The 14,085-nt window shown below is 49.0% G+C and carries 9 protein-coding genes; 7 read left to right on the top strand and 2 right to left on the bottom strand.

Annotated features, from left to right (window positions below; genetic code table 11):
• Positions 1–21: 21 nt before the first annotated feature.
• The 5 genes from HW560_RS33215 (at position 22) to HW560_RS33195 (ending at position 9,415) form a co-directional block, all read left to right on the top strand.
• A complete protein-coding gene (locus HW560_RS33215) occupies positions 22–726 on the top strand; it encodes an ABC transporter ATP-binding protein (RefSeq protein WP_179265690.1) in 705 nt (234 codons plus the stop codon).
• Complete coding sequence (locus HW560_RS33210; RefSeq protein WP_090893757.1) at positions 723–2,087, top strand: ABC transporter permease; 1,365 nt, start codon at positions 723–725, stop codon at positions 2,085–2,087. The genes HW560_RS33215 and HW560_RS33210 overlap by 4 nt, the downstream gene beginning before the upstream one ends.
• A 152-nt stretch (positions 2,088–2,239) precedes the next feature.
• Complete coding sequence (locus HW560_RS33205; protein WP_179265689.1) at positions 2,240–3,289, top strand: efflux RND transporter periplasmic adaptor subunit; 1,050 nt, start codon at positions 2,240–2,242, stop codon at positions 3,287–3,289.
• A gap of 551 nt (positions 3,290–3,840) precedes the next feature.
• Entirely contained in the window at positions 3,841–6,273 is a 2,433-nt protein-coding gene (locus HW560_RS33200; protein ID WP_179265688.1) for a glycoside hydrolase family 6 protein, read from the top strand.
• Positions 6,274–7,072: 799 nt separating this feature from the next.
• Positions 7,073–9,415 (top strand): rhamnogalacturonan lyase, encoded by a 2,343-nt coding sequence (locus tag HW560_RS33195; protein WP_179265976.1) that lies wholly within the window; start codon positions 7,073–7,075, stop codon positions 9,413–9,415.
• Between the two features lie 161 nt (positions 9,416–9,576).
• Here the strand turns inward: HW560_RS33195 and HW560_RS33190 are convergent, their stop codons facing one another.
• Positions 9,577–10,179, bottom strand: a complete 603-nt coding sequence (locus HW560_RS33190) for a histidine phosphatase family protein (protein ID WP_179265687.1) — start codon at positions 10,177–10,179, stop codon at positions 9,577–9,579.
• A gap of 175 nt (positions 10,180–10,354) precedes the next feature.
• Between HW560_RS33190 and HW560_RS33185 the strand changes: the two genes are divergently transcribed.
• On the top strand, positions 10,355–11,368 hold the full coding sequence (locus tag HW560_RS33185) for an AraC family transcriptional regulator (RefSeq protein WP_179265686.1): 1,014 nt from the start codon (positions 10,355–10,357) through the stop codon (positions 11,366–11,368).
• A 199-nt stretch (positions 11,369–11,567) separates the two neighbouring features.
• Positions 11,568–13,073, top strand: coding sequence for an alpha-glucosidase/alpha-galactosidase (locus HW560_RS33180; protein ID WP_090893767.1), 1,506 nt, complete (start codon positions 11,568–11,570; stop codon positions 13,071–13,073).
• Between the two features lie 171 nt (positions 13,074–13,244).
• Here HW560_RS33180 and HW560_RS33175 read toward each other — a convergent pair whose 3' ends face one another.
• Positions 13,245–13,958 carry a hypothetical protein gene (locus tag HW560_RS33175; protein ID WP_179265685.1) on the bottom strand — a complete coding sequence of 238 codons (714 nt, stop codon included), beginning with the start codon at positions 13,956–13,958 and terminating at the stop codon, positions 13,245–13,247.
• Positions 13,959–14,085 lie beyond the last annotated feature (127 nt).

Raw genomic sequence — 14,085 nt, 5'->3', positions numbered from 1 at the left:
CGATGAGAGGAAGCCGGATTCATGCTGCGAGTAGAACAGGTGTCACACACATTCCGCAATACACAAGGGACTGTTCCCGTGTTGCAGGACATTAACATATCCGTGGGTAAGGGTGAGATGGTTGCACTGCTGGGAAGCTCCGGTTCAGGCAAATCGACGTTATTGCATCTGATGGCAGGTCTGATGAAGCCCGACACAGGCCAGATCCTTATTGCAGATCAGGATATTGTACGTATGAGTGAGAACCGACTGGCGGAATTTCGCCGGACACATATTGGCTTTATTTTTCAGGCGTATGAGCTGCTGGCGAACCTGACCATTCGGGAAAATGTGGAGCTGCCGCTCGTATTTCAGGGCATTCACCCATCACAGCGTAAGCAAAAGGCGATGCACCTGCTGGAACAGGTTGGCCTTGTCGACAAGTCCGAATTATTCCCTTCCCAGCTATCGGGAGGGCAGCAGCAGCGTGTCAGCATTGCGCGTTCACTGATTACGGAGCCGTCCGTCATATTCGCGGACGAGCCTACCGGGAATCTGGATACACGAACGGAGGAAGAGATTATTTCCATTTTGCAACAGCTGAATCGGGAGATGCATACAACATTCGTTATTGTCACGCATGAGGCTGAAGTGGCGGAGCAGATGCAGGTTGTCATTACATTGCAGGACGGATGCTTGGTGGAAAGTGGCCCGTCCAAGGCAATAGAGCAAGGAGAGCGGTTGTGAGAGTTCTGGATGTGTTGCGAATGTCATGGGGACAGATTGTGCGCAGGAAGGTGGTTACTCTACTGTGCATGATTGGTCTGTCCATCGGCTGTGCGGCCATGATTATCGCATTAAGTGTGGGGCAGTCGGTACAAGTCTATGGTGAAAAAACGTTAAACGAGAATTACAAAATGGATGAGATTACGGTGTCTCCCAATGAGGGAATCGGTTCGGGCGGAAGCAATGGGCAGACGCCCACCTTCGAACGAGGAGCGCTAACGGCTCGAAAAATCGATATTATTGCCAGCCTTCCGCATGTTGTCGCCGTTGCTCCGATGCTGAAGCTGGATATGCTGGAGATGTCTACATTGGATGGCAAAAGCTCCAATGTGGAAGTCATCGGTACAGAGCTTGGATCATTGAGTCGTTTTGGCTACCGTTTTGACAAAGGCGGGGCATCGGGGATCAGCGGAGCCGCTATTGTGAATTACGGTGCAACCTTCGGGCTTGTAGACGCCGAGGTGATACGCGAACTGAACAACAAGCTCATGGAGGATTCGTTTAATGACGAGTTTCTACAGCAGTATATGACGTTGATGTCTACCCAAACCGAGCTGTTTCAGGCACAGTTTAACCTGAAATATCAGGACATGAATGATTCGTCCAAAGCCAAAACAAGTTCGCCTTTGCGAGTGACGGGTGTGCTGAAGGTGCCTGCCGGCATGAGTGAGAACAATGCCATGTATGACAAAAAGGTCTATGTTTCCCTCGAAACCGCACGGATGCTCGCCGAACAGTTCCAGAGCAGTCAGGCACAGGCCGCCGCAGCAGGACGGTTGAACTCGGCGCTCGTGAAGGTGGAGGACAAAAAGTATGTGGCACAGGTGCAGGCGCAGATTAAGAAGCTGACACTGATGACAGACAGCAATCTGTATCAGGAGCAGGCGATGAAGGAGCAGCTCGGCATGTATCAGAAGGCTGCTATGGGCATTGGCATATTCGTCATGCTGCTGGCTTCGCTGTCCATTATCGTTGCAATGATCATGTCCACGCATCAGCGCCGCAAACAGATTGGCGTCATGAAGGTGCTGGGAGCTAATCTGTGGCAGATCAGACAGATGTTCATTACTGAAGCTGCTGTACTTGGAGTGTTGGGCGGCATTGTGGGTGTCTTCATCGCTTACGGAGCCATCCAGGGGGTCAATGGACTGCTCCAAGGGCAAATTTCGATGGAGGCAAGTACACCTCTTCAAGTAATTATTCAGACGTCGGCCCTGCCTGCTGGTATAGCGTTTGCGGTGTTAACCGGAGTACTCTCGGGAATCTATCCAGCGATTAGCGCCTCACGTACAAATGCGTTGCAGGTGATTAAATCGGCATAAATAAAACAGAGATACAGGGGAAGCAAAGTTTAGGGATTGAACAGACAGATTCAACAGACAGATTGAACAGACAGAATCAACAGACAGATTCAATGAAGGGACATACGGCAATGAAGAACTCGGCAATAAGCAAATGGATAAAGAGAATCATCATGATCGGACTTCTCGCAGGCGCTGGATACTTTCTGTACCAGCAATATAAACCGGTACCCGAAGCGCCCATCGAGGCCCCGCAGCCCATCACATTTGAAGTCACACAGGAGACGATTACGCAGGAAATTCAGGTCAAAGGCAAGTCGGCCTATGCCAAACAGACGGATGTCTACGCTCCTTTTGCCTCGAAAATAAAGCAGTGGAATGTGGAGAACGGGGAGCCCATTCACAAGGGAGCGGTCATGTTCTCGCTTGATTCGAAAGCATTGCAGACGGAAGTGCAGCAGTTGGAGACCGATATTGAGAAATCGAGGCTGGAAGCTCAACTGAATGAGATTGGTCTTACTCAGGGTGAAGGTCCCGAGCAATTGGGGGTTACCGAGGAAGAACGGAAGAAAGCCTTCGCCGAGCGGGAAACAAAACGACTGACCAACGAAATGAACAAGGAATCCATCGCTGTAAAGGAGCAGGAGGTTCAGGCCAAGAAAGCGGTGATTGGTTTATCGACCGTGTACGCGCCGGTATCCGGTGTATTTCTGATGAACGATACGGAGACGAAGACACGGATGGTGGGCGAAGGTCAGTATGTGGGTACCATTGTGGACACGGGCAAACTACAATTTGTGGCGACCATTAGCGAGCAGGAGCTATTCAAAATCCAAACAGGCATGCCTGTAAGCGTACATATGACGGGCAATAAGGAGGTTCCGTTAACCGGAAAGGTCAGCAAAATCGCCAGGTTTGCCAAAAAGGGAACGGAAACAGATCTGAAGCAGCCCTCCCAATTCGAAATTGTCATTGATCTGAAGCCAAACGCCAAGCTGATCGGTGGATTGAGTCTGGAAGGCAAGATTGAAACGCTGCGCAAGGAGAAAGCGACGGTCGTTCCCACGCTGGCGGTCATGCGAGATCAGGATACGGCATATGTAATGCTGGATCAGGGCAACGGGCAGTATGCACAGCAGAGTATTCAAACAGGCATCGAGACAGATGACAAGACCGAAGTACTGAACGGTTTGAAACCGGGAGATATTGTGGTGCTTCCATAAAAAGAGAGCATGAGAATATGCCATGTGAAATAGCTCATTACGGGGGATCAGCCCGTGATGGGCCTTTTTTCTGGCTTGGGGAGGGACATATCGGAATTCCTGCATGATTTATGGAATTAAATATAATAAATTTTAATAAATTCAATTTACAGTAATATTTACATGGAGTATAATCGATTCATAAGGAGGTGGACACGCGATGTGAGGTTTGTATCGAGGGTAAGCCTTTTTTTAAAACCTCATAAGTAAGCGCTTACTTTATTAAAGTCTGAGCAATGCCTTGAAAGCCGTTCACCGAAGATCACCCCCACACACCTACAGATGTTACCCCCTTGCTTTGTCACTTAACCTCAGTGTAAGACACCATCATTTCTGTTTCTTGTTTCACACCTTATTGTTGTTGACCTAGCTTGCCCCAATTGAACTACATTCATGGAGGTGAAGTTCCTACAGCTCATCTATACGTTCTCTACCGTGCATAGCATCTTGCCGACACAGAGGATCAGACATGAGTATATACCCAATCCAATTACAGGAAAGGTGGTACCCTAATGACAAGATCGAAAACCTTATCGAAAGGCGGAAAGGTGCTTCGCAGAAGTGTAAAACAAATGCTGGCAGCAACGCTGCTCGCGGCAGGGATTTTCCCGGGCATGGCTCCAGGAGTAACTCAGGCGGCTGAAGCCCATGTGGATAATCCGTTTGTCGGAGCTACATCGTATTTAAACCAGGATTATTCCGCTCTCGTAGATACGTCCATCGCTCTCACCAGTGATGCAGCGCTAAAAGCCAAGATGGAAACGGTCAAATCCTATCCAACAGCAGTCTGGATCGACCGTATTGCCGCCATTAATGGTGGAACAGACAATGCCGGACGCAAAAGTGTGGAGCAGCATCTGGATGCCGCCTTGGCGCAAAAGAAGGCAGGTACTCCCATTACCGCTTCATTCGTTATTTACAACTTGCCTGGGCGGGATTGTCATGCACTGGCCTCCAATGGTGAACTTCCACTAACACAGGCGGCCCTGCAGACGTATAAAACGGATTATATTGATGTGATCGCAGATATCTTCGCAGATCCGAAGTATCAAGATATTCGCATTATTGCAGTCATTGAACCGGACAGTCTGCCTAACCTTGTGACCAACCTGAGTACACCAGCTTGTGGCCAAGCCAGTTCAACAGGTATCTATGAGGCGGGTGTGAAGTATGCACTGGACAAGCTGCACGCCATTCCGAATGTGTACAACTATCTGGATATCGGCCACTCCGGCTGGCTTGGGTGGGATAACAACCGTTCTGCAGCAGTCGCGCTGTATACAAGTGTTGTGCAAGGGACAGCTGCAGGTCTGAACAGTGCGGATGGCTTCATTACGAATACAGCGAACACGACACCGCTGGGAGAGCCGAACCTGTCCAACCCGGATCTCAATATCGGTGGACAACCGATTAAATCCGCCAAGTTCTATGAGTGGAATCCTTATTTTGACGAAACCGATTTCACCGCTGCGCTGTATGCCGATTTCGTACAAGCTGGCTGGCCAAGCAGCACAGGTTTCCTGATTGATACCAGCCGGAATGGTTGGGGCGGGGTTAACCGTCCTGCATCGGCTACGGGCAGCAACATCAACGATTATGTGAATTCCGGACGTGTAGATCGCCGGGAGCATCGGGGGAACTGGTGTAATGCCAGTGGAGCAGGCATAGGTGAAGCACCGAAGGCAGCACCAGGACCAGCTCATCTGGATGCATATGTGTGGGTCAAGCCTCCGGGTGAATCCGACGGTTCCAGTTCGGAAATTCCGAACAATGAAGGCAAGGGCTTTGACCGGATGTGTGATCCTACCTTTACAACTCGTGATGGTGTGTTGACGGGTGCACTGCCTAACGCTCCGGTATCTGGCCACTGGTTCCATGATCAATTCGTCATGCTGGTGCAAAATGCATTCCCTGTTCTTCCGGCCAGCAATAATGGAGGTGGAGAAACGACGGCTCCAGCAGCTCCGGCAGCACTGACTGTGACTGCAGGCAACGCACAGGTTTCCCTGAGCTGGACGGCTTCCGCAGGAGCGACGAGCTATAACGTGAAGCGGGCGCTGAGTGCTTCTGGTCCATTCACAACCGTTGCTGCCAATGTGAGCGGCACATCGTATGCCAATACAGGCTTGACGAACGGGACAACCTACTATTATGTGGTTAGCGCCGTGAATGCCGTGGGTGAAAGTGCAAACTCGACTGTAAAAAGTGCTGTGCCGGTTGCAGGCGCGACTGCTCCTGCCGCACCAACAGCGCTGACAGCTACGGCAGGCAATGCTCAAATCAGCTTGTCCTGGGCGGCTTCGGCAGGAGCGACAGGTTATAACGTGAAACGAGCGTTGAGTGCATCGGGTCCCTTCACTACGGTTGCTGCTGGCGTGAGCGGCACATCCTACACGAATACAGGTCTGACCAATGGAACGACCTATCATTATGTGGTTAGTGCCGTGAACGCTGCCGGGGAAAGTGCCAATTCTGCGGCAGCTTCTGCAACACCGCAAAGTGTAGTTGTTCCGACCAGTGATCTGGTTCTGCAATATCGTGCGGGAGATACCAATGCTCTGGATAGCCAGATCAAACCGTATTTCAACATCAAAAACCTGGGCAGCACCGCTGTGAATCTGAGTGACTTGAAGATCCGGTATTACTTCTCCAAAGAAGGCTCTGCTGCAATGGATTCTGCTATCGATTACGCTCAAGTTGGTGGAGCCAACATCCAGCGCACATTCACCGACTCCTATGTGGAACTGAGTTTCACATCTGGCGCTGGCAGCATTCAGGCTGGTGGACAGACTGGAGACATCCAGCTTCGGATGTACAAAACAGACTGGTCCAACTTTGACGAGAGTAATGATTACTCCTTCGATCCAACCAAAACATCCTATCAGGATTGGAACAAGGTGACCCTTTACAAAGGCGATACTCTGGTCTGGGGCATTGAGCCTTAAAAGGAATGTTATACAGTTGGTTCGGTTGTGAAAAATGAAGTTCGCTGATGGAAGTGTTTAAGAGCCGCTTGAAGATCCGAAATTAGGGATGCGTAAGCGGACGTATGAAGCAGGGCTGTCCTCTGATCATGGAAATGATCTGTGGCGACAGCCCTTTTTCTTTTATAACGAACAGAGCGAAGGCTATATAGGTGATTTGGTTAAGTTGGAAATTCTAACGAATTCTAGACACGCTATTTAGTGAATTTGGGTGGAGTTTGACTCGCATAGCCCCGTTTTGGTCCGAATAAGGTTACTGAGGTTCGTTAGAATTCATCGTTGGAGTTTTACGCCCCAATAGGGTGTGTGAGATTCGTTCCAAAAGAATTGGCGGTGAGCCTGAATCAGCCTTGAGACTGAATTGTTCGTTGGTTTGATTTCCTAAAATGTCTTCTAAAAACACTGAATATTGATCGTTTTGGACGGATATTTGCCTATGTCGCGGCAGGTAGGATGTCTATAATAATACCCGATGGGTAGCATGAAGCTGCTCTGATGGAGATGGAATGGAAGGGGGACGGAGTCAAGAAATTCAGTTGAGGCGGGAGATCTTTCTTTTATATTTTTGTAAGCGCATTCAGTGAAATTTGAAGAATATGAACGTCTGTATAGATTGACGGATGTCGCCACGATCCAAGCACAGCCATAAGCATCACCCATTCTGTCTCAAGGAGAGTGAAGGTCGATGAAATCCAAAACAACAGCGCCGATACATAAAGGATCGGTTTCAGGTATGGACTCCAATCGCAGGAAGGTACGTATGCCGCTTGCAGCCAAAATGCTGTCTTCGGCACTAAGCGTTGCTTTGCTCGTTGCGGGAACAGCGGGTGCGAGCGGAGCAGCAGCTTCCAGTGATAACAGCACGGCTGAGGCCAGCGTGCAGTCACATAAGGGAGGGAGTTCTTTGAAAGACATTCAGCTTGAGTATCTTGATCGCGGTCTGGTTGCGGCGTCTACTTCGGAGGGTGTTTTTCTCAGTTGGAGATTGCTTGGTGACGAGGCCACAGGGTATAGCGATAAAGGTCTGACAGGCACGGATTTCAACGTATATCGGGATGGCAAGAAGATTGCGACGGTTACCGACAGCACTAACTATGTTGATTCCGCAGGCAAATCATCGTCCCGTTATGAAGTGGCAGCGGTAAGCAAGAAGGGCAAGGAGAGCAAGCGCAGTGCATCCGTCAAACCTTGGGCGAACGGCTACGTCGATATTCCTTTGCAAAAACCGGCCGATGGTGTGACGCCTGTCGGAGAAGCCTACTCGTATTCTGCGAATGACATGAGTGTGGGCGATGTGGACGGGGACGGACAGTATGAGTTTTTTGTAAAATGGGACCCTTCCAACTCCAAGGATGTCTCGCAAAAAGGCTACACCGGTAAAACGTACGTGGATTGTTACACGCTGGACGGACAATTGTTGTACCGGATCGATCTCGGGGTTAATATCCGTTCGGGTGCTCATTATACACAGATGCTCGTTTATGATTTTGACGGGGATGGCAAGGCTGAGATGATGTTCAAGACCGCACCGGGAACCAAGATAATCAAATATAACAAAAAAGGAAAGGTCACTTCCGAGAAATACATCACCCTTCCGAAGCAGGATCGCAAGGCAGGATACTCCAACGAAGATGATTACCGGTTAAGTGCAGAAGGCTACTATGATCATGTCGTGGATATGTTCAAGAACTGGCATAAACATGAAGAGGTCGTGAAAGGCAACTGGCCTGCTACGTTGGAGGAAGCTTTTGGGATTGCCAAAAAGTATAACTATCCATTGTCTCAGAAGGATGCTGAGAGTTTGGCCGATTACTTCATCGATGTGTATGCACCAAGCCGCAGTGACAAGAATGAGCTGCGCAAGTTCGAAGGTTTTATCGTGGATGGACCTGAGTATGTAACGGTGTTCGAAGGAGAGTCGGGCAAAGAGCTGGAGACCATTCCTTATGAGCCGGGACGGCAGGATGATGGGTTGATGTGGGGCGATTACGCAATGGCGCGTATTGAACCAGGCAACCGGGTAGATCGTTTTCTGGCAGGCGTGGCATATCTGGACGGGAAGAAACCGTCTGCGATCTTTGCACGCGGGTACTACACACGTTCCACCATGGTCACCTATAACTGGGATGGCAAAAAGCTCAAGCGTGAATGGAAAGTGGACAGTGGATGGACACCCATGAAGAACCCGTTCAATGACGGTCCGCATGGGGTGGACGGTACAGACCCGGTGTATGGCTCCATTACAACGCAAGGCGCGCACTATTTCAGTGTCGCTGATGTGGATGGAGACGGTAAACAGGAGATTGTGTACGGCTCGGCCACGATTGATCATGATGGCAGTGTGCTGTACAGCTCCAAGGACCTGATGCCTGCGGAGAGTGCTGCTCCGGGAACGATCGCACGTCTGGGCCACGGGGATGCGCTTCATGTAGCGGATATTGATCCGGATCGTCCGGGGCTGGAGATCTTCATGGTGCATGAGGGTGGTCCTTGGGCGCCATACGGATATTCCCTGCGAGATGCGAAGACTGGGGAAGTGATCTATGGCGGATATACGGGCAAAGACACTGGACGCGGCATGATCGGTGATGTGGACCCGACCCGCCGCGGGTTGGAGACATGGGCGGTAGGATTGTGGACAGCCAGCGGTGAGAAAATAAGCGATAAAGCCCCTGGCACAAATATGAATATACGATGGGCCGCCGATATGACAACACAGATCGTAGACGGTGCCATCAATGTCACGCCTGCGATTAAAGATTGGAATCGGGGTACGCTGTTGACCGCGACCGGCACGTTGACCAACAATTATACCAAAGGTACGCCATCTCTCGTAGCGGATATCTTCGGGGACTGGCGGGAAGAAATGCTGGTGAGAACTGAGGACAGCTCGGCGATCCGCATCTACCTGAGCACCGAGAAGACCGATCGTAAACTGTACACGCTGATGCACGATGCGATGTATCGTGTCGGCATTGCCGGGCAGAACAGTGGATACAATCAGCCGTCCTACCCATCCTTCTACATGGCATCCGATATCGACTGGTCGAAGGTTACGCTGCCCAAGTTCCACACGCCCAAGTCGGGTAAGGGTGAAAAGTGAGAAGTAAAAGGCGATAGGTTTTCAAAAGTAATATTCTGTTATAGGAAGTGTTTGCTGTTGTATTAAAGTGAAGCTCTGGAGTAACCTCAGTGCGTTTAACGTACGGGAGGTTACCCGGAGTTTTTTTGGATATGGCTAAACTGAAGCAACAGTCGACATCATCATTTCAAATGAGCTACGGATGCAAAATCTTGAATGGTGTATTTCCCGTTTTCATGAATCAATGTGGTGATGGAGCATTCGGGAATCAGTTGACTTTGCATAGCGATAAAAGCAGGATGCCAGACGTTAAGTTCATACTCTGGAAAGATGTTTACCAGAAAATCTGTAATTAACCCGCCATGAGTAACGATAACGATATGGCTATCAGGTGGCTCTACACTTGTCAATTCCGTTAGGAAAGAGGCCAAACGTTCGCCTGCCTGCTTAGAGGAATCACCCACGGGTGGGAGGTAGTCTGGATCAATTGTGGTTCGGTCCCACATGGCAATGAATTCTTCTATTGTTTGTTCAGGCAAGTCACCCCAGTTGGCGCGTTCCCGCAGACGCGGGTCTTCTGTCACTGTAATTTTTGTTCTGAGAGCAATATGCGCCGCAGTATTGATCGCTCTTCGAAGTGGGCTTGCAATGATTTTGGTGACAGGTACATTAGCCAAATGAAGTGCCGTTGACTCAGCTTGTACTACTCCCTCGGATGTGAGGGGAACATCACCGATGCGCTTTTCTTTTAATGCATGCCTCACAAGTAAAAATGTAGTTTTCATGGTCTCCAGACCTCCTACTTATAGATTAGATGAAAATAAATTAGATTTATAACTAATTATACGATTATCTAATTTATGATCGCAATGATTTTTCTTTTGCATAGGTGAAATACATCGCCGAGACTTGCTACAATGGAGAAAAGTGAGGATCGTTGCAGCAACGGAGGTGCAGGCATTGGAAGCAAAACATTCGACAGGCAGTCTGTTTCAGGAGAAACTGCGCTTGGAGGACTATGGACCGCGTTTCTACGCGTATTATTACAAGCAATGGGACAACTACCAGATGTCCTATCACGATCATGATTCCACAGAGATCATGTACATTATTTCGGGAATGTGCAGGGTCGATGTACAGATGCCGGATGGCAGCTCAGAACAGGCAGTATTGAAAAAAGGGCAGTTCATTCTGCTGGACGCGGGGGTTCCGCACCGTCTGCTGGTGAAGGATGGGGTACCGTGCCGCATGCTGAATGTGGAGTTTGGAGTTGCCAGCTCGGAGCCAGGCCAGCCTTCTATTCGCCAGCTCGCGCTGGAAGAGGAGGAAGTCCATGAATTTCTAACACAAGCCTCGCCTTATCTGGTTTTGCCTGATCCCGAAGAGGTGTACCACATTATGAAAAGCCTGGTGCTGGAGCTGGATCAGCGTGGACTGATGGAGCAGGGACGACCATCTGCACCCATGCGAGTTATACCGTCGGAGGAACGCTCGCATCATCGCGAAGCACGTGATTTGAAGTCGCCTGAGCAAGGTACGTTGGTACGCACGCTGTTTATCCAACTGCTGGTTCGGGTTGCACGACTTCGCGGGGAAATCAACCGAAGTGCGCTGGATCAGACAGAGCTAGAGCTGTACGTAAAACGGACGATTGAATTCATGCATCACAATATGGATCGTAATATTCAAATGAAGGATATCGCAGCAGCGGTGAATCTGCATCCAGGCTATTTGCACCGTATTTTTCGCCAGCACATGCAGCGCACGCCTACCGATTATCTCACGATGCTGCGAATGGAAAAGGCGAAGATGCTGCTGCAGCAGACCAATATTCCAATCTCCGAAATTTCCGATTACGTGGGCGTGGGGAGCAGACAATATTTTCATATGTTATTCAAGAAATATACAGGCCGAACTCCGGTTGAATTCCGTTCCGCGATGGAGCGACATGTCAGTCATTATCCACTGGAATAATAGGGGATAGATACTCTGTTTTTATCTGAGCAGGATAGGCTTGATGATCTTAGGACACAAAAGTGAGGATTTTTGACAACCTCGCTGCGAAGAGGTCATGATTTTGATAACGCTTCCTTACAACCCGTTGCTACAATGATTTCATGAAGTGAGAACATTAACCGGGGCGAATATACTCGGATTACGGGAGGAACTGTGCATGTCGTTTAAAGTGGCATTTATCGGGGCGGGCAGTATCGGATTTACACGGGGGTTGTTGCGTGATTTGCTCGCGGTACCTGAATTCAACAATATTGAGATTGCGTTCTGTGATATCAATCAGCACAATCTGGACATGGTTACCGAGCTGTGTCAGCGCGATATTCGCGAGAATGGACTGAATATTCAGATTCAGCCGACAACGGACCGTAGAGAAGCGCTCAAGGACGCGAAGTATGTACTGTGTACAATCCGTGTGGGCGGGTTGGAAGCTTTTGCAACCGATGTGGATATTCCGCTCAAATATGGGGTGGATCAATGTGTCGGCGATACGTTGTGTGCAGGTGGGATTATGTACGGCCAGCGCGGAATTGCTGAGATGCTCGACATCTGTAAGGATATTCGTGAGCAAAGCGCACCGGATGTGCTGCTCCTCAATTATTCCAACCCAATGGCTATGCTGACATGGGCCTGCAACAAGTATGGCGGTGTTCGCACGATTGGACTATGTCACGGGGTACAGCATGGTCATCACCAGATTGCGGAAGCATTTGGACTGAAAATGAATGAAGTGGATATCGTATGTGCAGGAATTAATCATCAGACCTGGTACATCAAGGCATCCCATGAAGGGAAAGACCTTACGGGTGATTTGCTCGAAGCCTTCGAGAAACATCCAGAGTATAGCCGTACCGAGAAAGTGCGGATTGATATGCTGCGCCGATTTGGTTATTACAGTACGGAATCGAATGGTCACCTTAGTGAATATGTACCTTGGTACCGCAAACGTCCGGAAGAGATCAAGGACTGGATTGATCTGGACAGCTGGATTAACGGCGAGACGGGCGGGTATCTGCGTGTGTGTACAGAGGGCAGAAATTGGTTTGAGACTGATTTCCCGAACTGGATGAAGGATGAACCGATGCAATTTGCCCCGGAAAAACGGGGCGGAGAACATGGTTCCTACATTATAGAAGGGTTGGAGACGGGACGCGTGTACCGCGGACACTTCAATACCGTCAATAACGGTGTGATCTCCAATCTGCCTGATGATGCGATTATCGAAGCACCGGGATATGTGGACCGCAACGGCATTTCGATGCCACATGTAGGTGACCTGCCGCTCGGCCCGGCTGCCGTGTGTAATGTGAGCATTTCCGTACAACGACTTGCGGTGGAAGCTGCGGTACATGGTGACGACAAACTATTGCGTCAGGCGTTCATGATGGACCCACTCGTGGGTGCGGTATGTAATCCAAAAGAGATCTGGCAAATGGTCGACGAGATGCTGGTCGCTCAAGCCGAATGGTTGCCGCAATATGGTGACGCCATTGCTGCGGCAGAAGCAAGACTGGCTGCAGGCAACCTGATTCCTACGAAGGAATATGAAGGTGCTGCACGTCTCAAAGTGAAAACCGTTGAGGAGATGCAGAAGGATCGCGATGCCGCCAACAAAAATGCGGGTGAATCGGATAAAGGGAAAGATCGCGAGAAAGTGCAGCAATAGATAGAGGCAGGATGTACAAAAATGAAGTCTAAACTGTAATTTAAGATTTAAGATTTGAGAATTAAGATTTAAGAATTTGAGAATTAAGAAATAACGACTAAGAAATAAAGAATAAAAAAAGATTAAACAGATTAAATAGGGCCCTCTGCAGTGGAGGGGCCCTGTTTGTTTTTATTTTTTCTCAACAACACGAACTACAAACGCAAAAGAAGTACTTCCGTAGCTGATCTGTGAATCTTGACTTGAAGTCCAGCGGACAGATGCACCGTAGTAGTGGGTTCCTGGTTCTTGCGGTAGATGGAATGACTCCTTCGTTAAAGCGAGAGGCTTGATTTTCTCATCCACATATTCAAACAAATCTAATTCATCAGGTGGGATATCTATGCCCATATCTATGGATACTTTTTCACCAACCAGAGCGGACATAGGTGTATGTCCTTTAAGCAAGTCCTTACCTCCCACATAATCAGCACAGGTGCCACTCCAGCAATAACTGCCCTGTACAGCTGGAATAGAGGTGCCGCTTTCGCTCTGAATAGTTGGCGTAGGCAATTTCTTAGGTAAGTTGGGCTCCGATTCTTGAACCTGTTTTGATCCTATCTCGGCTTCCTTTGCATTTGTCGCTGGGGGTGAGGCAGTTCCGTTAGTACTGTTACTTGGAGTAGAATTACAGCCGGATAATATTAGTAAAGTTGTAAGGAACAAGAATGAAATTTTCGTTCTCATAGTAATGAATACTTTTATTTTATTCACCTCCCTAATATCTTCCAGACGAAAAGCAAGAGAAGAATGTTGCTCGCTGTCATAAGCTGGAACGGAATTGAAGACCCTCCAGGAACCGGGGGAGTGGGATTCAACAGTACGTAAGAAGCTGGTAGATTCCATGCAAGTGAAAGCAGCTTTTTCACAAATTGTTGACAATTAAGTGGGTTCAAAGATAAGGAAAAGGTAAGAGGCTCGACTCTTCTCCTATGCTATGTTATTATAATACTCTGATAACGTGGTAACGAAC

Origin of the sequence: Paenibacillus sp. E222 (assembly GCF_013401555.1) — a bacterium.
GTDB lineage: Bacteria > Bacillota > Bacilli > Paenibacillales > Paenibacillaceae > Paenibacillus.
This window is presented reverse-complemented; position numbering and strand designations above follow the sequence as displayed.

Bases quoted from the DNA above. Each gene is read 5' to 3' on its own strand.
- HW560_RS33215 (WP_179265690.1), top strand. From the start codon at position 22: ATGCTGCGAGTAGAACAGGTGTCACACACATTCCGCAATACACAAGGG.
- HW560_RS33205 (WP_179265689.1), top strand. From the start codon at position 2,240: ATGATCGGACTTCTCGCAGGCGCTGGATACTTTCTGTACCAGCAATAT.
- HW560_RS33200 (WP_179265688.1), top strand. From the start codon at position 3,841: ATGACAAGATCGAAAACCTTATCGAAAGGCGGAAAGGTGCTTCGCAGA.
- HW560_RS33195 (WP_179265976.1), top strand. From the start codon at position 7,073: ATGCCGCTTGCAGCCAAAATGCTGTCTTCGGCACTAAGCGTTGCTTTG.
- HW560_RS33190 (WP_179265687.1), bottom strand. From the start codon at position 10,179: ATGAAAACTACATTTTTACTTGTGAGGCATGCATTAAAAGAAAAGCGC.
- HW560_RS33180 (WP_090893767.1), top strand. From the start codon at position 11,568: ATGTCGTTTAAAGTGGCATTTATCGGGGCGGGCAGTATCGGATTTACA.
- HW560_RS33175 (WP_179265685.1), bottom strand. From the start codon at position 13,958: ATGGAATCTACCAGCTTCTTACGTACTGTTGAATCCCACTCCCCCGGT.